Origin of the sequence: Mesorhizobium sp. L2C066B000, assembly GCF_000502335.1 — a bacterium.
Lineage (GTDB): Bacteria > Pseudomonadota > Alphaproteobacteria > Rhizobiales > Rhizobiaceae > Mesorhizobium.
Genome location: NZ_AYWZ01000012.1, coordinates 59932 through 82003, shown reverse-complemented (window position 1 = coordinate 82003; position 22072 = coordinate 59932). Strand labels below are relative to the sequence as shown.

Here is a 22072-nt window from a genome sequence, read left to right as displayed (position 1 = left end):
CACCCGTCAATCAGCCGGCAAATGTGTAGGCTGTCTTCACCGTGGTGTAGAATTCCGCGGCATAGCGGCCCTGCTCGCGTGGGCCGTAGCTCGAGCCCTTGCGGCCGCCGAACGGGACGTGGAAGTCGACGCCCGCCGTCGGCAGATTGACCATCACCATGCCGGCCTCGGAATTGCGCCGGAAATGCGTGGCATGCTTGAGGCTGGAGGTGCAGATACCGGAGGTCAGGCCGAAGGGCGTGTCGTTGGCCACCGCCAGCGCCTCGTCATAATCCTTGACGCGGATGACATTGGCGACCGGGCCGAAGATTTCCTCGCGCGAAATGCGCATGGCGTTGGTGCTCTCGGTGAACAGCGCCGGCCGGAGGTAGAAGCCGGGTGTTTCGCGGTCCAGCCGCTCGCCGCCGAAGGCGAGGTTGGCGCCTTCCTGGCTGCCGATGGCGATATAGTCCTCGTCCTGCTTCAGCTGGCTCGCATCGACGACGGGCCCGATCTGGGTCTTGGCATCGAGCGCATCGCCGATGACGAGCTTTTCCAGGCGCTCCTTGAGCGCGGCAACGAAGCGGTCGTGAATGCCTTCGGTCACCACCAGGCGCGACGATGCCGTGCAGCGCTGGCCGGTCGAGAAATAGGCGCCGTTGATGGCGCACTCGACAGCCGTGGCGAGGTCGGCGTCATCAAGCACGACCATCGGGTTCTTGCCGCCCATTTCGAGCTGGAACTTGCGCATGTGCTCGACGCTTGCCGCGGCGACGCGTTTGCCGGTGCCGACCGAGCCGGTGAAGGTGATGGCGTTGAGGTCGGGGCTGTCGAGCATGGCCTGGCCGACCACCGAGCCCTTGCCCATGACCAAATTGAGCACGCCTTTCGGCAGGCCGGCGCGGTGCAAGATGTCGACGATGGTCCAGGCGCTTTCGGGAACGAGTTCGGCTGGCTTGAAGACGATGGTGTTGCCGTGGGCCAACGCCGGCGCGATCTTCCAGGTGGGAATGGCGATCGGGAAATTCCACGGCGTAATGATGCCGACGACGCCAACGGCCTCGCGGGTGATCTCGACGCCGACGCCCGGGCGCACGCTGGGCACCAATTCACCCGACAGGCGCAGCGTCTCGCCGGCGAAGAAGTCGACGATCTGGGCGGCGCGGATGGTCTCGCCAATGCCCTCGGCCAGCGTCTTGCCCTCTTCGCGCGACAGGGCGCGGCCGATCTCTTCCTTGCGCGCCATGATCTCGTCCGACGCCTTTTTCAGCACGGCATGGCGAACCAGCGGCGCCGAACGCGACCAGGCCGGGAAAGCAGCCTTGGCCGCCGCGATGGCCTGCTTGGCCTGTTCGGCACCGGCCGAGGCATATTCGCCAACGACATCCCCCGTGTTCGAGGGATTGATGTTGCGCGAGCCGGCTTCGCCCACCCACTCGCCGTCGATCAGATTTTTACGAAACAGGGTCATGTCGCAGTCTTCCTTGTAATGGTTCGCTGGCGGTGCCGTATGCCTGAATCATTTATCAGACAAATGACGACACTGTGAGGCCTGAAGTCTAGCTGCGGACTGGATAGCCGATGGCGCGCGGCTATGAAAGCCGCGACCTCAAGATGGACAATATGAAGCGGCCCTGTCAGGTCGGAAAAGTCCAGAACAGGCAAGCCAGCGTCGCCGCGGCGAAGATGACGAAGAACAGGCTCCTGAGCAGGATGTTGCGGCGCAGCTCGTTCATGGTGAAATGGCTGCCAACGATGGCCGCGGCGAACAGGAAACGCCAGTTCAGCAGTGCCCACAGCACGCTGCTCTGTCCGAAGGCCCAGCGGGCGACGAGACAGCCGACAATGGTCGCGAACAAGGCGATCACCGCCCAGAACAGTGCATCCGCAGCATGGGTCAAGACGATGCCGGCGGCGCGGATCGGCAGGATCATCATCAGCATAGCGCTGAAGAAGTAGACGGCGGCGAGCGGCAGGAACGAGCCGGCATCGGCAATGCCGTCCAGCCGCCTCACGCCGATCGCGCCATAGGGATAGCCGTGCCTAGCCACCGCCAGGCTGAGCGCCATGAGCAATGCGGTGAGCACCGCGACCAATGCGAATGTAATGAGGGCCTTGCTCATGCCGTTCCTTGCTTTGAGGCCCTGTCAGAGCCGAATCACGAGGAACGATTTTAGCGCACGGTCCGCGATTGCGCGTCAGCTTTGGTGAGCGCCGATCTTCACCGGTCGCTGTTTTCGAAGGCGCCCATGCCTTGCGCGATCAGATTGGTTGCCATGACCAGCGAGACGATGGCCGCCGAGTTGAAGATCACCACCCACCATTTGCCGCCGGTCAGGAAGCCGTAGCCGTCGGCAACGGCCAGCCCCCAATCGGCGGAAGGCGGCTGGATGCCGAGGCCTAGGAAGCTCAGCGTCGCGATCGAAAAGAAGGCGTAGCCAAGCCTTGTGACCAGCTCGATGAGGATGGTTTCCCTGACATTGGGCAGGATCTCGAGGAACATGATGGAAAGAGCGCTCTCGCCGCCGAGACGAGCGGCGCTGACATAGTCGCGTTCGCGCTGTTCGCGCACGGCGGCGCGCACCGTTCGCGCCACCAGCGGCGCATAGGCGATGCTGATCACCAGGATGACGGTGAGGTTGGACGGCCCGAGCGCGACCAGCGTCATGGTGACGAGCACGATGAAGGGAAAAGCCATCAGCGTGTCGAGCAGCCTGGCGCCGATGGCGTCGATCAGCCCGTCGAAATAGCCGAGCACGAGGCCAAGCACACTGCCGGCGGCTACGCCGAGCAGGGTTGCTGCCGGCGCGACCAGCAGGATGTCACGCGAGCCGACGACGATGCGCGACAGCACGTCGCGGCCAAGTTGGTCGGTGCCGAACCAGTGCGCCGCGTCGGGCGGCGCCAGCATGACGAGGAAATCCTCGGCATAGGGATCGTAGGGCACAAACAGGCTGCCGAACACGGCACAGCCGACCCAGAACAGCAGGATCAGCGAGCCGATGATGACCGAGGGCGGCAGCTGCGAAACAGTCTCGCGGATGCGACTTGCTGCCCGCCAGCGCAGCGTACGGCGCTCCGGCAATTCCATCAGTTCCATCATGGCGAGACACGGCGGCGCTGCCGCGGATCGAGCAAGGCATTCACGAGATCGCCTGCCGCGGCCGACAGCACGAAGATGGTCGCCATGACCAGCACGCCGGCTTCGAGCATCGGGAAATCGCGCGCCTTCGCGGCGTTGAGGACAAGGTTGCCGAGGCCCTGTATGCCGAACAGCGCTTCGATGACCACCAGACCGCCCAGCATGTAACCGGTCTGGGTCGCGAGCACGGCGATGGTCGGCGTCAGCGCATTACGCAGCACGTGCCGGATGAGTATCTCGCGACGCTCGAGGCCCTTCAGGACGGCGGTGCGCGTATAGTCGGCGGCCAGCGCCTCGATCACGCCGGCCCGCGTCATGCGGGCGATGTAGCCGGCAAGGTTCAGCACCAGCGGCAGCGCCGGCAGGATCAGATAATAGCCACTGACCCACAGCCCGGCGCCATCGGGAGCAGCGCCGGTGATCGGGAACCAGTTCAGCCACAGGCCGAAGACGATGAGCAACAGCAGGCCGGAGACGAAGTCCGGGACGATGCCGAAGGACACGCCGGCGAGTACGATCAGGCGGTCGATAAAGCGGCCCTGGTTGAGACCGGCGACGATGCCGGCGCCGATGCCCAGCGGCAACAGAAAGACGAGGATAATTCCGGCAAGGGCCGCCGAGCGCTTGAGGCTTTCCAGAACGAAGGGCGCCACCGGCAAACGCAACGACAGGGAGGTGCCGAAGTCGCCTGACAGCACGCTGCTGAACCAGTGCCAGTATTGCACGAGCACCGGCTGGTCGGCGCCGAGCTGCCTGTTCAGCGCCGCGACGGCCTCGGCATCGGCGAACGGCCCGAGCATGAGGCGACCGACATCGCCGGGCAGAACCTGCCCGGCGAAGAACACCAGCATGCTGACCAGCCACAGCGTGAGCAGAAGCGAGGCTGCCCGCACCAACACAGTGCGGCCGGTCAGCATCGGATTTTAGTGCCCGGAGTGGCTGGACGTCTCGCAATCATGCCTGGGCGAACGTCACGCGATCGAGCAGCAGATGCGAGATCGCCGTGAAGCGGACGCCCTCGACCTTCGACGAGACGATGCGGCTGTATTGCGAGAAGTAGCTGATGATCAGCGGCGTCTCGTCCAGCAGCAAGGTCTGGATCTTGCCCGCGGCAAGGCGTTGCGCCTGAAGGTCGCGGGCCTTGCCGTATTCGAGCAGCAACCCGTCATAGGCCGGGTTGTTGAAATGCGCCGCGTTCCAGGCGCCCGAACTCTTCAGCGTCGCATTGAGGAAGATGTCGGGCGTGCCGCGATGGCCAAAATCGGTAATGCCGAGATTGGAATCGAGCCATGGCGACGAGCCGAACTTCGCCGAGCCATAATAGGCGTCCTGCGGCAGCACGTTGAGCTTGATGTCGATGCCGGCCTTCTTGGCAAAATTCTGGATCAGCACGGCATAATCGGGAATGTCATAGGCGCGCTCGGTGGTCAGCGTCACCGGGAAGCCGTTCGGCACGCCGGCTTCGCCAAGCAGGCGCTTGGCCTCGGCGATGTCCTGCTTGCGCTGCGGTACCGACGGATCGGCCGAGGGGAAGATCGGCGCGAACGGGGTGTCGTTGCCGACGATGGCGCGGCCCTTGAGCAAGCCCTTGACCACCGCCTCGCGGTCGATGGTGAGCGCCAAGGCGCGGCGGATGCGCTTGTCGGTGAACGGCGCCTGGTCAGTCCTCAGATGCACCTCGTCATGCGAACTTGCCTGCACGCTGAGCAGCTTGAAGTTGGGATTGCCCTCGATCGCCAATTCCAGCCGGGTCGTGCTCGGGATGACGTCGAGCTGGCCGGCCTGCAGCGCCAGCACCTGCGCCTGCTCGTCGTCGAAGAACTTGATTTCGACGCGGTCGGGCAGCGCCTTGTCGCCCCAATAATCAGGGTTGCGCACGAAGCTGGCGCCCTGCTTGGGGCGGAAGGATTCGAGCTTGAACGGGCCGGTGCCGTTGAAATTCTTCTCGAAATCGCCGGCATAGTCGGCCGGCAGGATGACGGCATTGTAGACGTCGGACGAGACATAGAAGGGGAAGTTGCTGTTGGGCCCGTCGAGATCGAAGGCGACTGTCTGGTCGTCGACGACCTTGGCGCCGCCCTTGGACAGGATGCCCTTATAGGCCGACAAAGCGGACGAACCGCTGGCCGGATCGACCAGCCGCTCGAAGCTCGCCACCACATCCTTGGCGGTGACGGTGCGGCCGTCGTGGAATTTTACGCCCGGCCGCAATTTGAAGGTCCAGCGGCTGGCGGTCTCGTCGGCCTCCCACGACAGAGCGAGCTTGGGCTGCAGACCGTCCTTGGGATCGTCGAGGATGAGATATTCGCCGACCTGGCTGATGACGCCGATGCTGGCCGGATCGGTGATGGAGACGGGATCGATCGCCTTGGTCGGCTGTCCGAGCCCAACGCGGACCGTGCCGCCGGCGCCGGCAGCGCGCGCCGTGCCGAAACCAGCAAGTCCCTGCGAGGCGGCAAAGCCGGTGAGGCCGATCAAGGCTGCGTATTTCAGCAGATCGCGGCGCTTGAGGAAGCCGGCCTGGTGCTCATCGACGGCGACGTTCCAGATGTCGCCGGACAGATTGCGAAGCGTATCGATGTCGTTGCGTTTGGTCATTCTGGAACCCCTGTCTGAAATGACTGTTGAATGGCTTAAGCGACTGGTTCGCCGTCGAGATGGATGCGGTCGACGGCTTGCGGGTAAAAGGCGATGAGGCCCCTGATCTTGGGCATTTCGGCAATGGGATCGCGGTAGCTCCAGGCGACATCGGGGCTCACCGAGCCGTCGGCGCGCCGGCCCGACCAGTAGGAGGCGATGCCTTTGTAGGGACAGCGCGTCGTGCTGTCCGAGTCGACCAGACGGTCGAGCCTGACATCGTCCGGATGCAAATAGAAACGCGTCGGCAGATGCGTTTCGAACAGCAGCACCGGGCGATGGCTGTCGGCGATCACTTCGCCGTCGAACCAGATCTGGACATGGCTTGAACTCTGCAGAGCGTCGATGCGGGCGTATGGGTCGCGGGCGTGGACGAAGACTTCTTCCTCCTCCTCGAACCATTGGTCGACCGCTTTCCAGGTGAAGGCGATGCGGCCGGCCAGTGGCGACAGGCTTTCATCCTGCGGCGCGACAAACGACCAGGCCGCATTGGGAGAAGCTTTCGATCCCGTCTCCAGGTCCCAATAGGTGGTTTCGCCGCCGACTGGATGCGGCTGGCGATGCTCGGACGGCTTCAAGAGCGAGCGGTCCACCGAGGAGGCCGGGAAGAAATAGATCGGCAGAAAATGGTTGGAGCGCAGCACCAGGACGTTGCGGCTGTCGGCGATGGTGCGGCCGGCGAATTTGACCCGAATGCGCTTGGGGCTGTGCAGAACATTGATGAGCTGCGGAGCCGTGGCTTCGCGGGGCTGAAGTTTTGGCGCTGCGGTCATATCAGTTGCCCCAAGTCAGGATACGGCGCGCACATTGTCGCGCTGTTCGGCGAAGCGGTTGGCCGGCCGAGCCAGGCCGAAACGGTCACGCAGCGTCCCCGGCGCATATTCGGTGGGGAATACGCCGCGGCGCTGCAGTTCCGGCACGACCTGCTCGGCAAAATTCACCCAATCCTCCGGGAGCAGCGGGAACATCAGGTTGAAGCCGTCGGCGGCACCTGCCTCGAACCAGTCCTGCAGCTGATCGGCGATCTGGTTGGGCGTGCCGACGACGGTCGGCACCGAACCGCTGTTGGCGAGCTTGCGAGCGATCTCGCGCAGAGTGAGGTTCTGCTTCGACCATTCCTTGACGCGATTGAGCGAGGTGCGGCCGCCATTGAAGGTGCTCTCGTCCGGCAGCGGCGGCAGCGGGCCGTCCGGCGGATATACGGAGAGATCGACGCCGCTCCAGCTCGAGAGAAGGTCGATGCCGACCCGATCGGGAAGCAAGCTCTGCAGATAGTCCTGCCGCTCGCGTCCCTCCGCTTCGGAAGCTGCGACGATCGGCAGGATGCCCGGCAGAATCTTGAAGCTCTCGGGCTTGCGGCCATAACGGGCGAGGCGCTCGTCGATGTCCTGCCTATATTTGGTGCCGTCTTCCTTGGTGCTGTAGATGGCAAAGTGCGCATCGGCGTGCGCGGTAGCGAAATTCTTGCCGTCTTCGGACGAGCCGGCCTGGACGATCAGCGGATGGCCCTGCGGCGGGCGCGAGACATTGAGCGGTCCGCGCACCTTGAAGTGCGGGCCCTTGTGGTTGATCGCATGGACCTTGTCGGGATCGGCGAAATAGCCCGATGCCTTGTCGATAAGCAGAGCTTCGTCTTCCCAGCTGTCCCACAGTGCCTTGACGATATCGAGGAATTCGGTGGCGCGCTCATAGCGAAAGGCGTGCTCGATATTGCCGTCGCGGCCGAAATTGCGGGCCTCCTCGTCCATGGCCGACGTCACCACATTCCAAGACGCCCTGCCCTTGCTGATATGGTCGAGCGAGGCAAACATGCGGGCGACATTGTAGGGCTCGCTGTAGGAGCTTGAGGCGGTGGTGATGAGGCCGATATGCCTGGTCACGCCGGCAAGCGCCGACAACAGCGTCAGCGGTTCCAAGCGGGCATTGGCGTAATGGGCTACGCCGCTCTGTACGGAATCCCAGATCGCGACATGGTCGGCGACGAAGATCGTATCGATCCTGGCGCGCTCGGCAGACTGGACGAGATCGCGGTAGAAGTCGAAGTCGAGCACTTCGCGGCCCGGCGCGCGCGGATGGCGCCACGACATGCGATGATCGCCCTGCGGATTGAAGAAAAACGCGCTGAGGATCATGTGGTCGCGTGCCATGCCGGTCTCCTTGCAGAACTGCTTCAGGCGACCGTCGCGATGCCTCGACCGGCTGCGACAATCTCTCCTGAGCGGTGAAAGGTAGATTGCGCTCCAGCTTAATTCGAGTAATTTTATAGAGATTGTGCGGCGCGAAAGCGGAAGCGATTGCCCTCGAAGACCGCGCCGAAAGAAAGTGGTTTCAGCAAGACATGTCGTCATCGGTTCTGAACGTCGAGCAGCTCACCGTCGCCTATGATGGACGCCGGGGATCGCATCCGGCCGTCAACGGCGTGTCGCTCGCCATCGGCGAAGGCGAAGCGCTCGGCCTTGTCGGCGAGTCCGGATCGGGCAAGAGCTCGGTGGCTCTCGCTATTCTGCGCTATCTGCCGAGTAACGCCCGGATCGCCGCGTCGGCGCTCGAATTCCAGGGCCGCGAGATCCGCGATCTTTCCAGCGAGCAGCTTCGCCGGCTAAGGGGTGACCGCATCGCCGCCGTCTACCAGCATCCGGGCGCCGCACTCAATCCGGCCATGACGATCGGCCGGCAGATCACCGAAACGATCATGCGGCATCGCCCGGTTCGGCAGGACGAAGCACGCACCCGCGCCGCCGAGCTGCTTGGCCGCGTCAGGGTGAGCAATCCGGAACGAGTGCTCGACCTCTACCCGCATGAACTCTCCGGCGGCATGCAGCAGCGCGCCAACATTGCCATCGCGATTGCGCTCGACCCGTCGCTGCTGGTGCTGGACGAGCCGACGACGGCGCTCGACGCCAGCGTCCAGTCCGAGATCATCGCCATCCTGCAGGATTTGCGCCGCGACCACAAAACCAGCGTCTTGCTGATCAGCCACGACATCAACATGGTCCGCCGCGCCTGCGACCGGGTGGCCGTGATGCAGTCGGGAACAGTCGTCGAAAGCGGCGTCGCCAACGATGTCTTCGAAAACCCTGTTCATGCCTACACCAAGGCGCTGATCGCCTCGATCCCGGCGCTCAACTTTACCAAGCGCGACGGCAGGCTGGCTGAGATGCACACAACCGGCCCGTCGAAGCCTGTCCGCAGCGATCAACCGGAAGCCGCGCGTCCGATCGCCGTCGCCTGCAAAGGCGTCAGCCACGCCTTCGGCCCCCAGCCCGTCCTGCACGATATCGGCCTGGAGATAGCCCAGGGCGAGACATTCGGGCTGATCGGCGAATCCGGCTCCGGCAAGTCGACATTGGCCAGGATCGTGGCCGGCCTGCAGACGCCGGACGCTGGGTCGGTCGAGCTGTTCGGCAGCACTGTCGCGCCGCGCGTCGAGAAAAGAAGCCTGAGCGAACGCCGCGACGTGCAGATGGTGTTCCAGTCACCCGACCGCACGCTCAATCCGCGCCAGCGGATCGGCAGGATCCTCGGCCGTCCGCTGCGGCGGCTCGCCGGCTTTAGCCGCAGCGAGGTGAAGCAGGGTGTCGGCGATCTCCTGGCCTCGGTTCGTCTTGCCGCTACGACCGTCGACCAGAAGCCGAGATCGCTGTCTGGTGGCCAGCGCCAACGGGCGGCGATTGCGCGCGCCTTTGCCGGCGTGCCGAAGCTCGTGGTGTTGGACGAGCCGACCTCTGCGCTCGACGTTTCCGTGCAGGCGACCGTGCTCAATTTGCTCAACGACCTGCAGCGCGACAAGGACACCACCTATCTGTTCATCAGCCACGACCTCAGGGTGGTGCGCTATATGGCCGACAGGATCGGCGTGCTCTATCGCGGCCGGCTGGTCGAGACGGGGTCATCCGAGCAGATTTTCCGTGGCCCCAACCACCCCTACACGAAGCTGCTTCTGGCCGCGTCCTCGGATGAGACGGCGCCGAGGGCTCCGGCTCAGCTCCACGCCGCGGCACACGATGCCGAGACCTCCGGATGCTCCTTTGCCGCCCGCTGTCCTGTCGCGCTGCCCGATTGCCGAAAGGCGCAACCACCCGTCAGGCAGGCCGGCGACGGTCATCTGATCGCCTGCTGGAGAGACGCAAGCAGTCTCTGATTGCGAAGCGGGCAACTGACAAGCCTTCCTTCGAGGAGATGTCCCCCGTCCGATGCGGCCGGAGGACAGGCTTGGGAGGCGCCTGACGTCGGCTGCAAATTTCCGGCGATGGTTTTGACCAGCGTCGATTTGCCGGCACCATTGTCGCCCGTCAGGCCGAGAACCTGGCCCTCATTGATGTCGAGCGAGACGTTGTCCAGCGCGCGAACGGCACCGAAATCCTTCACGATGTGTTCGAGATGCGCTAGAACCGGCATCGCATCCTCCCATGCAAATTTGTAAGTTTCTGACACAAATCATCGTTTGAAACTTGGGTCAATGGGCTTGGGGATGCTGAATATTTGTTGCAATGCCCCCAACCGTGGGTCTTTCAAACCGCCTAGAAATTCTATTAGTATGTCAATCAAACAAATTGTGGAGAACGACGTGCTGGTGTCGACCGATCTTCGGCCGAACGAAACGCGGGCACTTGCGGCGCTGTTTCGTGCCGGCGCGTCGAGCCGAGCGGCGCTCGCACGCGATCTCGGCCTGACCCGGTCGACCACCGGCGCCCTGGTGCTGGGGCTGACGGAAGCCGGTCTGGCGCGCGAGCGGTCGGATGGAGCGGATGACGAGCAGGATAGCGAGGGTCGGGTCGGCCGTCCCGGTATCCTGGTCGAGATCGACGGCAATGGCGGCTTCTTCCTTGGCGCTTATATCGGCGTCAACTGGATCGCAGTCGTGACTGTCGACCTTGCCGGCGCGCGGCGTGCGAGCGCCTCTAGGGCATTTGCCGGCCCCGGTAGCACGCCCGAAGCCGCGGTCGACATCATCGGGGAACTCGTCGCCGAGATCCGCTCACAATTGCCTGCGGGCACGCGCCCCTACGGGCTCAATGTCGCCGTGCCCGGCTTCCCCGCCGCTGATGGCGTTTCATACCATGCCACCATCCTTGGCTGGCACGGGGTCAATCTGGCGGAGCTTTTGCGCACTGCCTTTGGCGCGGACTTTCCAATCCTCTTGGAAAACGATGCCAATGCCGTCGCTGTGGCCGAGACATACTGGGCGCAGCCGGGAAAGGACGATGAGGATGCGCTGATCATCCTGATCGAGAACGGCGTCGGCGGCGGCATCATCAATGCCGGCAGGCTGCATCGCGGCCGGCTCGGCGGCGCCGGGGAAATCGGGCATCTGCGCATCGGCGACGAAGGTTTTGTCTTCGACGCGAAGCGCCCGGGCCGACTGGAATCCTATGTCGGCAAGGATGCTTTACTGGCTCGCTATTTGCACATAAGCGGACTGCGCGCCGGCGTGGATGAGTTTGTCGCAGCGCTGGCCGGCGGCGATCCGGAAGCCGTTGCCACCGCGCGCGACTGGGCGCTCTGGTTCGGCCGCGGCCTGGCGACACTTGCCTGCACCTTGCAGCCGGAGCGCATCATCCTCTCCGGCTCGGTCAATGCGGTTTATCCCTTTGTCGCCAAACAGGTGGAAGCTTTCCTCTCGGACTTCCTGGCTGAAGGTTATCCGGTTCCCACAGTCGAACTGTCGCGCGTCGGCGCCGACGGTCCGGCATTGGGCGCTGCCTGTCTGCTGCATCAGGCAGCTTTGTCGGGCGATCCGCAATTTCAACTTCGCGGCCTCGCCGCGCGCTAATCAGGAGAGATTCAATGCCTCGCAAAGACGAAAAGCGGCTGCGTGTCGGCGTGCTCGGCTGCGGTCCGATTGCCCAGGCGGCGCATTTCGAATCCTGCACCAAGGCACGCAATGCCGATCTCTATGCCATCTGCGATGTCGCCGACGATCTGCGCGACAGGATGGCCGCGACCTACGCGCCTGAAAAATCCTATGCCGACTACGGCCTGATGCTGGCCGATCCCGATCTCGATGCCGTCATCATCGCGACATCGGACATTTTTCACGTCAAGGCCGCGGAACTGGCGCTCGATGCCGGCAAGCATGTGCTTTGCGAAAAGCCGCTGGGCGTTTCGGTCGAGGAGGTCGAAGGCTTGCGGGCCACGCTCGACAAGAGCGGCAAGGTGCTCCAGGTCGGCCATATGAAGCGCTTCGATCCCGGCATCCAGGCGGCAAAGGCTTTCGTCGACGACGAAATGGGCGAGCGGCTGGCGTTCAAAGGCTGGTACTGCGACAGCACCCACCGCTACCCGATGACCGATGCGGTGCAACCGCTGATCATCACCAGCGCCAAGGCGCGCAAGCCTGCCGTCAATCCCAAGGCGGATCTGCGCCAGTATTATATGCTGGCGCATGGCAGCCATCTCCTCGATACGGCGCGCCATCTGCACGGGCCGATCGAGGCGATCGAGGCCCGGCTCACCGAGCGCTATGGCGCCTGTTGCTGGTTCGTCACCACCATCTTCGCCGACGGCACGATCGGCCATCTGGACCTGACGGTCGCCGTGCGCATGGACTGGCACGAAGGGTTCCAGATCTACGGCGAGAACGGCAGCGTTCTCGCGAAGACCTATAACCCCTGGTACTACAAGAGCAGCGAGGTCGACATTTTCCGCGAGGCCGATGGCAGTTGGCACCGGACGCTTGGCGCGGATGGCCACTTCTATCGCCGGCAGCTCGAAGGCCTTGCCGATGTCGTGCTGAATGGCGCGCCCATGATCGGCGCCAGCATCGAGGACGGCATCGCCTCGGTCAGGGGCATGGCGGCCATCGCCCGCTCGGCCGCTGCCGCCGGCCGCGCCGTCCGTCTGGCCGATGTCGACGGGGTCGTGTGATGCAGCTTGGGATTTTCGCCAAGACCTTCGCCACCACCGGCGCCTTTCCGGTGCTGCGCGCGGTCGCGGACGGCGGCTACACGGCGGCGCAGTTCAACATGGCGTGCCTTGGACTGCCGTCGATGCCGGACAGCATTGAGCTCGGCGCGGCCCAGTCCGTCGCTGAGGCGAGCGGTGAAACCGGCGTTTCGATCGCGGCGGTTTCGGGAACCTACAACATGATCCACCCGGATCGCACGGTTCGTGTGTCAGGTCTTGCCCGGCTCGAGGTGCTCGCCGCCTCATGCGCCGATATGGGCACGCGACTGATTACGCTGTGCACCGGCACAAGGGATGCGCAGGATCAGTGGCGCTGGCATCCCGACAATGCAAGCGAGGCGGCATGGAGCGATCTGCGGACGGAGATGGAAGCGGCGATCGCGATTGCCAAGCGCTTCGACATCGAGCTTGGCATCGAACCGGAACTGGCCAATGTCGTTTCCAGCGCGCGGGCCGCACGCCGCCTGCTGGACGAAATGAACAGCAAGCGCCTGCGCATCGTGCTCGACCCGGCCAATCTGTTCGAAGTGGCTGACGGCGCAGAGCGTCATCGCCTGATCGACGAGGCTGTTGAGTTGCTGGCTGTGGAGATCGATCTCGCCCACGCCAAGGACCGTAACGCGGATGGCAGTTTTGCCGCGGCCGGACAAGGCGTCGTCGACTTCCCGCATTTCGTAGGCCGTCTGAAAGCCGCTGGGTTCGGCGGACCCCTGATCACGCATGGCCTGACAGAGGCCGAGGCGCCCGGCGTGGGCGCCTTTCTGCGCACCGTGCTGGAAGCGAGCGACGACACGTGAAAAAGACCTTCAGCCGAGATGGCGTCGACCTTGCCTACCGGGACGTCGGCGCCGGCCTTTCCGTCATCTTCCAGCATGGGCTGGGCGGCGATGAGACGCAGGTCGCCGACGTGTTTCCCGACCTGCCGCAGACACGGCGGGTGACGCTCGAATGCCGTGGCCAGGGTGGATCCGGCTACGGGCCGGTCGAGCGGCTTTCGATCGCGACGTTTGCCGAGGACATCGAAGCGTTGGCCGACGATCTGGGCATCGGTCCGGCCGTCGTCGGCGGCATTTCGATGGGCGCGGCGCTGGCACTGCGCCTGGCGGTGCATAAGCCGGCCCGCGTGCGCGCGCTGGTGCTCGCGCGGCCCGCCTGGGTGGTCCAGGCGGCTCCGGAAAATATGAAGCCCTATGCCGTCGTCGGCGATCTCTTGATGCGGCATTCGCCCCAAGACGCCAGGCGTCTGTTCGATGACAGCGCTGTTGCCGGCGAACTGGCCAGATTGGCGCCGGACAATCTCGGCAGCCTGCAAGGCTTCTTCACTCGCCCGGACCCGGTTCTGTTCGGCAGGCTGCTTTCGGCGATCGCCGGCGATGGTCCCGGCGTGAGCGAGGCGGACATCCGCGCTATCGCGGTGCCGACTCTTGTCATCGGCCATGACCATGACCTCGTCCATCGACTGGACGACGCACAGACGCTGGCCGGGCTTATCCCGTCGGCCCGGCTTTGCACCATCACAGCCAAATCGCAGGATCGCGCCGCCTACCGGCGGGAATTCCGCGCCTGTCTTTCGGAATTCCTGGAAGCGCTGGCGTGACGCATCAACGATGGACGACACGATCGCCGTGGTCGAGATCGGCGGCACGTCGGTCAAGGTTGGCTTTGCCGACCACGGCATCCCGGTGGATTTTGCCCGCACCTACCCGACCGCGCAACTGCGCCAGGGCGCGCCTGTGGCGGGGTTGGCCCATGCGGTCACCGCAGCCTGCCGCGATGCCGGGCTCAAACCTGCACGGGTCGTTGCGACGGTGCCTGGGTTCATCGACCGCGACTTCGACACGGTGCTGCACACGGCCAACATTCCCGAGCTGAACGGCATCCGGCTGCGTACGGAACTGGCATTGCGGCTCCGCGTTCCCGTGCGGCTCGAACGCGACGTCGTGCTGCAATTGCTGGGTGAAAGCGTCGCCGGCGCAGTGAAGCGGCAAAAGGAGGTGCTGGCGGTCTATCTCGGCACCGGCATCGGTGCGGCCTATCTCGGCAAGGACGGCATTTTCAGGGGTGGCGGCTGGGCTCTCGAGATCGGCCACATGCCGATCTACCGGCCCGACGAAAGCGGTCCGCCAAACCGGGTCGAGACCTATGCCTCAGGGGCAACGCTCGTCGAACTCGCGACAGACTACGATATCCCGGTGGCCGATCTGTTTTCGGCGGCCGGGCAGCCGCCATCGCTGCGCGAATGGCTCGACGAAATCGTCTGGCAGCAGGCGGTGGCCGTCGCAACGGCAGCCGCCCTGTTTTCCCCGCAGACGATCCTGATCGGCGGCGGTATCGTCGACATGAAGTCCTATCCCCGCCAGACGCTCAAGCAGCGCATCGCGGACAGCCTGCCGCATTCGCTTGTTGTAGAGCCTCTGGACATACGCTGGGCGGCCCTGGGCTGGCAGGCGGCGATCCATGGCGCGGTGCTGCTCGGCGCGGTGTGATCGCCGTGGTTGCTGTCGGCGAAGGATTACTTGATCGTCTTGCCGTCCGCCCCAAACCGGTATGTCTTACCGGGCTCGGGCGTTGCATACAGCGTCGCACCGGGCTCGGCGTCGTAGACACCGAAAATGCGCACCGTGATCAGCCCGGCCTTTTCGCAGTCGAGATAGAGGTTGGTGTCGGCGCCGAGATGTTCGGCGTGCACCACCGTTCCCTTCCAGGCACCGGACCTTGGATCCACGGTCAGATGCTCCGGCCGCACGCCGATCGTCTTGGCCGTCTCGCCCAATCTGGCGCCGTCGATGAAATTCATCTTCGGCGAGCCGATAAAGCCGGCGACGAACTCGTTTGCCGGCGAATTGTAAAGCTCCATCGGGCCGCCGATCTGCTCGATCTGGCCGGCGTTGAGCACGACGATCTTGTCGGCCAGCGTCATCGCCTCGACCTGATCATGGGTGACGTAGATCATCGTTGCCTTCAGCCGGCGATGCAGCTGCGCGATCTCCAGTCGCGTGTTGACGCGAAGCGCAGCGTCGAGGTTCGAAAGCGGCTCGTCGAAGAGAAACAGTTTCGGCTCACGCACCACGGCGCGGCCGATGGCGACGCGCTGGCGCTGGCCGCCCGACAGTTCCGCCGGCCGCCGCTCGAGATACGGTTCCAGCGACAGCATCGACGAGGCGACGCCGATGCGGCGTTCGATCTCCGGGGCGGGCGTGCCGGCCTGCTTGAGGCCGAGGCCCATATTGTTCTTCACCGTCAGATGCGGGTAGAGCGCGTACGTCTGGAACACCATGGCGATGCCGCGTTTTGCCGGGGGCGTGGCCGAGACATCGGCGCCGTCGATCACCACCCTGCCGGAGGTCGAATCCTCCAGCCCGGCGATGACCCTGAGCAAGGTTGACTTGCCGCAGCCAGATGGGCCGACGAAGACGACGAATTCGCCGTCGGTCACTTCGAGGTTGATGCCTTTCAGCACCTCGACCGGCCCGAAGGCCTTCTTCACATTCTCGATTACCAGCGAGCCCACGGCTTCGTCCTTGTTCTAGAGTTTGCCCTACTAGAGCTTAACTGGGGCGCCGCTGCGCACGCTCTCATCGGCGGCAAGGCAGACGGCGAGCGATTTCACCGCGTCGTCCATGTGGCGGGTCAGGTCGATGTCTTCCCGGATCGCCTTCAGCACGAAGGCCTGTTCGAGGTCGCAGAGATCCTGGTGGCCGGGTTCGCCGTCCATCGACAGCATCTCGTCCGGCCTGGCGAACTTGCCGTCCGCGCCGGTCGCCGCACTGTGCAGGCGGATGGTCGAGGTCTTGGTGTGGGTGTCGATGTCGTCCGACTTCACACCTTCCTTCATGACGATCGACACGCAGCCATTGGGCGACATCACGTCCTTCACGAAGAACGCCGTTTCCGAAATCATCGGTCCCCAGGCAGCTTCGTACCAGCCGACCGAACCGTCATCGAACAGCACCTGCAGATGGCCGTAATTGTACATGGCCGGCGCGATTTCCTCGGTCAGCCGCAGCCCCATGCCGCGCACCTCGACCGGCTTGGCGTCGGTGATCTGCAGCATGACGTCGAGATAGTGCACGCCGCAATCGACGATTGGCGAGGTCGTCTGCATCAGTTGCTTATGCGTCTGCCAGGTCGGGCCTGACGATTGCTGGTTGAGGTTCATGCGAAACACGTAAGGGCCGCCGAGCTTGCGCGCCTCGGCGATCAGCCTGACCCAGGACGGGTGGTGGCGCAGGATGTAGCCGATCACCAATTTTCGGCCGTTGGCCTTGGCCGCGGCGACGACGCGCTTGGCGTCCGCCACCGTCGTTGCGAGCGGCTTCTCGACGAAGACGTGGCAGCCGGCCTCGAATGCCTTCACCGCATAGTCGGCATGGCTGTCGGAATAGGTGGCGATGCAGGCGACGTCGGGCTTTTCATCGCGCAATGCATCGTCGAAGGAACGACAGATGTCATAGCCCGACAGCCCGCCCGGTAACAGCACGTCGGAGCGGTTGATCAGGGCCGCGATCTCGAAGCCCGGATTAGTGTGGTAGGCCAGCGCATGGCTACGCCCCATATTACCGAGGCCTGCTACGACGACGCGAAGGGGCGATTTAGAGGTCACCTAACTACTCCAGACGTTCCAGTTATTCCTTCTGAGAGGGTGTCACCCCACCCGGCGCTTCGCGCCGACCCCCCCATCGAGGGGAGGTAGGACGTTGGCGCGAACACCCTCACTGCCAAAGAAGCTTCTCCGAAAGTCGCCCTTTGGCGGTCGTGAATGAAGCCACGACCTTTTACCTCCCCTTGATGGGGAGGTCGGCGCGCAGCACCGGGTGGGGTGAAGGCTCCAGCAGAGATTTGTAAGGCTCCGCTCACTTGACGGCTCCGGATGTGATGCCGCGGATCAGCTGCCGCGAGAAGATGACGTAGAGGGTCAGCACCGGCATGATCGCCAGCGAGAGTGCGGCCAGGATGGCGTTCCAGTTGGTGACGAACTGGCCGAGGAACAACTGCGCGCCGAGCGTCACCGTCTTGGTCTCTTCCGACGGCGCCAGGATCAGCGGGAACCACAGATCGTTCCAGATCGGGATCATGGTGAAGACGGCGACCGTCGCCATCGACGGCCGCACCAGCGGCAGCACTAGCCGAAAGAAGATCGTGTATTCCGACAGCCCGTCGATGCGGCCGGCATTCTTCAGATCGTCCGACACCTGCTTCATGAATTCTGACAGGATGAAGACGGCGAGCGGCAGGCCTTGCGCGGTGTAGACAAGGATCAGCGCCGTCAGCGTGTTGACCAGCCCGCTCGCCACCATCAATTGCAGGATGGCGACGGTACCCAACCGGATCGGGATCATGATGCCGAGCGCGAGATACAGCCCCATCAGCGTGTTGCCGCGGAAGCGATATTCCGACAGCGCGAACGCCGCCATGGCGCCGAACAGAAGCACGAAGAACAGCGAGGCGACGGTGACGACGAGGCTGTTCTGGAAGTAATGGATGAAGTCGCCCTGCCCGATCACGGTGGTATAGCCGATCAGGTCGAAGGTCTTTGGCGTCGGCGGCGTCAGCGGTTCGCTGAAGATGCCGGCGCGGGACTTGAACGAATTCATGATGACCAGGATCACCGGAAACAGCGCGATCGCCGTATAGGTCAGAAGGATCGCGTGGGCGCCGACCGTACGGGGCAGCGAACGGGTGGCGGTGCTCATTGGAAGGTCTCCTGACGAGCTAAGGCAGGCGAGGTTGGCGCCAAGGCACCCCCCTCTGTCCTGCCGGACATCTCCCCCTCAAGGGGGGAGATCAGATGCCGCGACTGCTTTCGCCAATCGCCAACGTTGCAAGCCGAGCGGCAAGGCCAGAGCTGCCAATCTCCCCCCTTGCGGGGGAGATGGCCGGCAGGCCAGAGGGGGGTGTTCAAGCTCGACATCTCGCCCCTCAGAACTGGTAGCGACGCAGGCGCGTCTGGACGAGGAAGAGGTAGACGCAGACGCCGCCGAGGATGATCAGGAACATCATCGTGGCGATCGCCGCGCCCATATTGGGATCGCCGGTCTGCAGCTGAAAGCCGAAGAAGGCGCGGTAGAGGAAAGTGCCCAGAATATCGGTCGAATAGTTCGGGCCGGCGAGCGCCCCTTGCGCGGTGTAGATCAGGTCGAAGGCGTTGAAATTGCCGACGAAGGTCAGGATCGAGATGATGCCGATCGACGGCAGGATCAGCGGCAGCTTGATCTTCCAGAACTGCGACATGCCGGTGATGCCGTCACATTCGGCCGCCTCGATCACCTCTTCGGGGATCGACAAAAGGGCTGCATAGATCAGCATCATCGGGATGCCGACGAACTGCCACACCGAGATCAGGCTGAGCGCGGTCAGGGCATATTGTTCTTTGCCGAGCCACGGCGTGAACAGGCTTTTCAGGCCGACCAGGTCCATCAGATGCGGCGCCACGCCCCACAACGGCGACAGGATCAGTTTCCAGGCGAAACCGACGATGACGAAGGACAGGATGGTCGGCACGAAGATCGCGGTGCGGTAGAAGGCGGCGAATCTCAGCCTCGGGCTGGACAGCAATGCCGCCAGCATGACACCGATCGGGTTCTGCACCACCATGTGGATGATGAAGAACCAGGTGTTGTTCCGCAGCGCGTTCCAGAAGCCGACCGACCAGTTGGGGTCGCCGAACAACGTACGGAAATTAGTGAAACCGACGAACACCTGATGCTGATCGACATTGCGGAACAGCGACAGCTGCAGCGTGCCGGCCAGCGGCAGGATCATGATCGCCGTATAGACCAGCAGCGCCGGCGCCAGGAAGACGCCGATATGCCAGCGGAACGGTCGTTTCGGTCGTGTTTGTGCGGCCATGAGTGCGGTCCCCGCCGATCAGGTTTAGCAATGCCTTCGACGGCAGCGCTGCCCCTCACCCTTACCCTCTCCCCGTGAAGGACGGGGAGAGGGGGCGGCTGCGTTTCGGCTGATCCTTCTCCCCGTCACTATACGGGGAGAAGGTGCCGGCAGGCGGATGAGGGGCGGCGCCGTCGTTCGCAGTCGATGATGCTGTCGAAAAACGCAGGGCCGTCCACTTGGGGCCCTGTCTGTTGTCTGAGCTCTTATTTGCCCGGCTTGTACCAGCTGTCGAGGCCGTCCTGCAGCTTCTTGGCGGCAGCTTCCGGCGTGTCGGTGCCATTGATCACGTTGGCCGATTCAACCCAGGTTTCGTTCTCGAGGTTCGGCGTGCCGCGCGACAGGATCTGGTAGGTCGAGCGGATCGTCGACTTGCACTTGTCGCGCCAGGAGACGAATTCCTGCGCCAGCGGGTCTTCCATCTTCACCGGGGTGGAATTTAGGCTGAAGAAGCCCGGCAGTGCGTTGGCGTAGATGGTGGCGAAGTCCGGCGAGGCGACCCAGGACAGGAAGGTCTTGGCCGCGTCGGCATTCTTCGACGCCGCATTCAGGCCCATGCCGATATCGGTATGGTCGGAGATGTAGCAGGTGTCGCCGGCCTTCTCGACCGGCGGCGGGAAGGCGCCCATCTTGAACTGCGCCTGGGTGTTGAACAGGCCGATCTCCCACGATCCCGCCGGGTAGATGGCGGCGCGGCCAAGCGTGAACAGGTTCTGGCTGTCCGGATAGGTCTGGGCCTCGAAGCCGTCGCCGAGATAAGGCTTCCACTTGGCCAGTTCCTCATAGGGAGCAACCCAGTCCTTGTCGGTCAGCTTCTGGTCGCCCTTGATCAGCGCTGCGCGGCCCTCTTCGCCCTTCCAGTAGTTCGGACCGATGTTCTGATAGCCCATGGTCGCGGCTTCCCAGAGGTCCTTGGTGCCCATAGCCATCGGGATGTAGGTGCCGTCGGCCTTGATCTTGTCGAGCGCGGCGAAGAACTCGTCACGCGTCGTCGGCACCTTGAGGCCGAGCTTGTCGAAGGCGTCCTTGTTGTAGATGAAGCCGTGAATGACCGAGGCCATCGGGACGCAGAAGCTCGCCTTGCCGTCGTCGGTCTGCCATGCCGCCTTGGCGACCGGTGAGAAGTTCTCCATGCCGGGCAGCGAAGACAGATCGGCAAGGTTGCCCTTCTTGAACAGTTCGAGCGATTTGTCGAACGGGCGGCAGGTGATCAGGTCGCCAGCCGAGCCGGCGGCGAGCTTGGCGCCGAGTGCTGCGTCATACTCGGTCGGCGCCGACGGTGCGAACACCACTTTGATGCCCGGGTTCTTGGCCTCAAAAGCCGGGATCAGCTTGTCCTTCCAGATGGCAAGGTCGTCGCCGCGCCAGCTTTCGATATTGAGCGTTACGTCATCGGCGTGAGCCAACCCGGCGGTGCCGAGAATGCTGGTGCCGAGAAGCAGTGCCGTCAGTAATTTCGTTGTCATGCTAGTCTCCCTGTTGACCTTTTTCAGGTTCGGTTTTGAGAACAGGGGCCTTCGCGCCCTTGTTCCCCTCGATCGCGGAAAGGGCCGGCCGCAGCTTCTGGCCGGTCCCTTCCAGTATCTTCTCGGCCGCAACGGCGTTGGCAGCGCCGGCGGCGAGCAGAATGGCTGTCTTGACGACGCCGCCGCTCGCTTCGAGCAGCCGCACGGCGTCTTGCCGGTCGCGGCCGCTGATAGCGGCGACGATGCGAGCCGCGCGGTCGCGCAGCTTGATGTTGTCGGCGGTGAGATTGACCATGTAGCCGTCATGGACATGGCCGAGATGAATGGCGGTAAGCGTCGACAGCATGTTGAGCGCGATCTTCTGGGCAGTGCCGGCGCCCATGCGCGTCGAGCCGGCAATCACCTCCGGTGGCGTCTCGAGCAGGATGGCGACGTCGGCCAGCCTGAGCAGGGGCGTGTCCTTGTTGTTGGCAATGGCGATGGTTGCCGCGCCCCGGCTGCGCGCATCCTTCAGCGCCTGCACCGCATAGGGCGTCGAGCCGCTGGCCGAAATCGTGATCAGGCAGTCGCCCTTGCCGATGCCGGCGCCGGCAATTGCCGTCGAGGCTTCGTCGGTGTCGTCTTCCGGTCCGCCGGCCAGGGTCTTGAAAGCGTCGTCGCCACCGGCGATGAGGATGGCGATGCGTTCGCGCTTGATGCCGAAGGTGCCGGGCAACTCCAGCGCGTCGGCCAGCGCCATCAGGCCGGAGCTGCCGGCCGCAGCATAGGCGAGCTTGCCGCCGCCGTTCAGCCGCCCGGCGATGATTTCGGCTGCGGCGGCGATGGCGGGAATGGCGTCGCGCACAGCCTTGGCGGCCTCGATCTGCGCATTGACCAAAGAAGAAAGGATGGCGTCCGGGGCCTGGATGTCCAGTCCCTCGGCATTGCTGTGAAGCGCTTCGGTGCGCGGTTCGGCCATCCCTGTCCCTCCGATGGAAGAACAATACCAAAAAAATACCACTTGTCCACACGCATTAACGAAATTGCGAACTGGAAAGCGTTGAGCCGGCAAAAT

Annotated in this window: 19 protein-coding genes and 1 pseudogene; 6 read left to right on the top strand and 14 right to left on the bottom strand. The window is 63.9% G+C overall.

The features are described 5' to 3' along the window. Positions 1-10: 10 nt before the first annotated feature. The 7 genes from X733_RS143780 to X733_RS143810 form a co-directional block, all read right to left on the bottom strand. Positions 11-1450 carry an aldehyde dehydrogenase family protein gene (locus tag X733_RS143780; RefSeq protein ID WP_023819496.1) on the bottom strand — a complete coding sequence of 480 codons (1440 nt, stop codon included), beginning with the start codon at positions 1448-1450 and terminating at the stop codon, positions 11-13. 166 nt (positions 1451-1616) lie between these two features. Next, on the bottom strand, positions 1617-2102 hold the full coding sequence (locus X733_RS143785) for a hypothetical protein (RefSeq protein ID WP_023729656.1): 486 nt from the start codon (positions 2100-2102) through the stop codon (positions 1617-1619). 98 nt (positions 2103-2200) lie between these two features. Beyond that, on the bottom strand, positions 2201-3082 hold the full coding sequence (locus X733_RS143790) for an ABC transporter permease (protein WP_023819495.1): 882 nt from the start codon (positions 3080-3082) through the stop codon (positions 2201-2203). After that, a complete protein-coding gene (locus X733_RS143795; RefSeq protein ID WP_031193744.1) occupies positions 3079-4038 on the bottom strand; it encodes an ABC transporter permease in 960 nt (319 codons plus the stop codon). The genes X733_RS143790 and X733_RS143795 overlap by 4 nt, the downstream gene beginning before the upstream one ends. A gap of 37 nt (positions 4039-4075) precedes the next feature. After that, positions 4076-5719 (bottom strand): ABC transporter substrate-binding protein, encoded by a 1644-nt coding sequence (locus tag X733_RS143800; protein ID WP_023738076.1) that lies wholly within the window; start codon positions 5717-5719, stop codon positions 4076-4078. 35 nt (positions 5720-5754) lie between these two features. Continuing rightward, positions 5755-6531, bottom strand: a complete 777-nt coding sequence (locus tag X733_RS143805; RefSeq protein ID WP_023725876.1) for a DUF427 domain-containing protein — start codon at positions 6529-6531, stop codon at positions 5755-5757. 15 nt (positions 6532-6546) lie between these two features. Next, positions 6547-7905 (bottom strand): LLM class flavin-dependent oxidoreductase, encoded by a 1359-nt coding sequence (locus X733_RS143810; protein ID WP_023819494.1) that lies wholly within the window; start codon positions 7903-7905, stop codon positions 6547-6549. Positions 7906-8096: 191 nt separating this feature from the next. Between X733_RS143810 and X733_RS143815 the strand changes: the two genes are divergently transcribed. Next, positions 8097-9899 carry an ABC transporter ATP-binding protein gene (locus X733_RS143815; RefSeq protein ID WP_023819493.1) on the top strand — a complete coding sequence of 601 codons (1803 nt, stop codon included), beginning with the start codon at positions 8097-8099 and terminating at the stop codon, positions 9897-9899. Positions 9900-9976: 77 nt separating this feature from the next. Here the strand turns inward: X733_RS143815 and X733_RS1000000170945 are convergent. Next, positions 9977-10156, bottom strand: a pseudogene (locus X733_RS1000000170945) (ATP-binding cassette domain-containing protein); the annotation flags it as partial. Positions 10157-10295: 139 nt separating this feature from the next. Between X733_RS1000000170945 and X733_RS143825 the strand changes: the two are divergent. The 5 genes from X733_RS143825 to X733_RS143845 are packed head-to-tail and all read left to right on the top strand — an operon-like array spanning position 10296 to position 15150. Further along, positions 10296-11531, top strand: coding sequence for an ROK family transcriptional regulator (locus tag X733_RS143825; RefSeq protein WP_050588697.1), 1236 nt, complete (start codon positions 10296-10298; stop codon positions 11529-11531). A gap of 14 nt (positions 11532-11545) precedes the next feature. After that, the gene (locus tag X733_RS143830) at positions 11546-12625 is read left to right on the top strand and encodes a Gfo/Idh/MocA family oxidoreductase (RefSeq protein ID WP_023819490.1); all 1080 of its coding nucleotides are present in this window, start codon (positions 11546-11548) and stop codon (positions 12623-12625) included. Next, a complete protein-coding gene (locus X733_RS143835; protein WP_023819489.1) occupies positions 12625-13461 on the top strand; it encodes a sugar phosphate isomerase/epimerase in 837 nt (278 codons plus the stop codon). Before X733_RS143830 ends, X733_RS143835 begins: the two co-directional genes overlap by 1 nt. Continuing rightward, a complete protein-coding gene (locus tag X733_RS143840; RefSeq protein ID WP_023819488.1) occupies positions 13458-14261 on the top strand; it encodes an alpha/beta hydrolase in 804 nt (267 codons plus the stop codon). Before X733_RS143835 ends, X733_RS143840 begins: the two co-directional genes overlap by 4 nt. Positions 14262-14271: 10 nt before the next feature. Then, positions 14272-15150, top strand: coding sequence for an ROK family protein (locus X733_RS143845; RefSeq protein WP_023819487.1), 879 nt, complete (start codon positions 14272-14274; stop codon positions 15148-15150). A gap of 26 nt (positions 15151-15176) precedes the next feature. On the opposite strand, the gene X733_RS143850 is transcribed toward X733_RS143845, so the two are convergent. The 6 genes from X733_RS143850 to X733_RS143875 form a co-directional block, all read right to left on the bottom strand. Next, positions 15177-16175 (bottom strand): ABC transporter ATP-binding protein, encoded by a 999-nt coding sequence (locus tag X733_RS143850; protein ID WP_023668840.1) that lies wholly within the window; start codon positions 16173-16175, stop codon positions 15177-15179. A gap of 30 nt (positions 16176-16205) precedes the next feature. Then, entirely contained in the window at positions 16206-17267 is a 1062-nt protein-coding gene (locus X733_RS143855; protein ID WP_023819486.1) for a Gfo/Idh/MocA family oxidoreductase, read from the bottom strand. Between the two features lie 250 nt (positions 17268-17517). After that, positions 17518-18357, bottom strand: a complete 840-nt coding sequence (locus X733_RS143860) for a carbohydrate ABC transporter permease (RefSeq protein ID WP_023819485.1) — start codon at positions 18355-18357, stop codon at positions 17518-17520. Positions 18358-18583: 226 nt separating this feature from the next. Further along, positions 18584-19513 (bottom strand): sugar ABC transporter permease, encoded by a 930-nt coding sequence (locus X733_RS143865; RefSeq protein WP_023696936.1) that lies wholly within the window; start codon positions 19511-19513, stop codon positions 18584-18586. A 245-nt stretch (positions 19514-19758) separates the two neighbouring features. Further along, positions 19759-21018: an ABC transporter substrate-binding protein gene (locus X733_RS143870; RefSeq protein WP_023711281.1), complete on the bottom strand. Its 1260-nt coding sequence runs from the start codon at positions 21016-21018 to the stop codon at positions 19759-19761. 1 nt (position 21019) lies between these two features. Then, positions 21020-21976 (bottom strand): N-acetylmuramic acid 6-phosphate etherase, encoded by a 957-nt coding sequence (locus tag X733_RS143875; protein ID WP_023694233.1) that lies wholly within the window; start codon positions 21974-21976, stop codon positions 21020-21022. Positions 21977-22072 lie beyond the last annotated feature (96 nt).

Excerpts from the sequence above, each read along its gene's own strand:
- X733_RS143875 (WP_023694233.1), bottom strand. The coding sequence starts at position 21,976 with ATGGCCGAACCGCGCACCGAAGCGCTTCACAGCAATGCCGAGGGACTG.
- X733_RS143800 (WP_023738076.1), bottom strand. The coding sequence starts at position 5,719 with ATGACCAAACGCAACGACATCGATACGCTTCGCAATCTGTCCGGCGAC.
- X733_RS143815 (WP_023819493.1), top strand. The coding sequence starts at position 8,097 with ATGTCGTCATCGGTTCTGAACGTCGAGCAGCTCACCGTCGCCTATGAT.
- X733_RS143785 (WP_023729656.1), bottom strand. The coding sequence starts at position 2,102 with ATGAGCAAGGCCCTCATTACATTCGCATTGGTCGCGGTGCTCACCGCA.
- X733_RS143870 (WP_023711281.1), bottom strand. The coding sequence starts at position 21,018 with ATGACAACGAAATTACTGACGGCACTGCTTCTCGGCACCAGCATTCTC.
- X733_RS143810 (WP_023819494.1), bottom strand. The coding sequence starts at position 7,905 with ATGGCACGCGACCACATGATCCTCAGCGCGTTTTTCTTCAATCCGCAG.
- X733_RS143780 (WP_023819496.1), bottom strand. The coding sequence starts at position 1,450 with ATGACCCTGTTTCGTAAAAATCTGATCGACGGCGAGTGGGTGGGCGAA.
- X733_RS143825 (WP_050588697.1), top strand. The coding sequence starts at position 10,296 with ATGTCAATCAAACAAATTGTGGAGAACGACGTGCTGGTGTCGACCGAT.
- X733_RS143865 (WP_023696936.1), bottom strand. The coding sequence starts at position 19,513 with ATGGCCGCACAAACACGACCGAAACGACCGTTCCGCTGGCATATCGGC.
- X733_RS143805 (WP_023725876.1), bottom strand. The coding sequence starts at position 6,531 with ATGACCGCAGCGCCAAAACTTCAGCCCCGCGAAGCCACGGCTCCGCAG.
- X733_RS143790 (WP_023819495.1), bottom strand. The coding sequence starts at position 3,082 with ATGATGGAACTGATGGAATTGCCGGAGCGCCGTACGCTGCGCTGGCGG.
- X733_RS143795 (WP_031193744.1), bottom strand. The coding sequence starts at position 4,038 with ATGCTGACCGGCCGCACTGTGTTGGTGCGGGCAGCCTCGCTTCTGCTC.
- X733_RS143860 (WP_023819485.1), bottom strand. The coding sequence starts at position 18,357 with ATGAGCACCGCCACCCGTTCGCTGCCCCGTACGGTCGGCGCCCACGCG.
- X733_RS143845 (WP_023819487.1), top strand. The coding sequence starts at position 14,272 with ATGGACGACACGATCGCCGTGGTCGAGATCGGCGGCACGTCGGTCAAG.
- X733_RS143830 (WP_023819490.1), top strand. The coding sequence starts at position 11,546 with ATGCCTCGCAAAGACGAAAAGCGGCTGCGTGTCGGCGTGCTCGGCTGC.
- X733_RS143835 (WP_023819489.1), top strand. The coding sequence starts at position 12,625 with ATGCAGCTTGGGATTTTCGCCAAGACCTTCGCCACCACCGGCGCCTTT.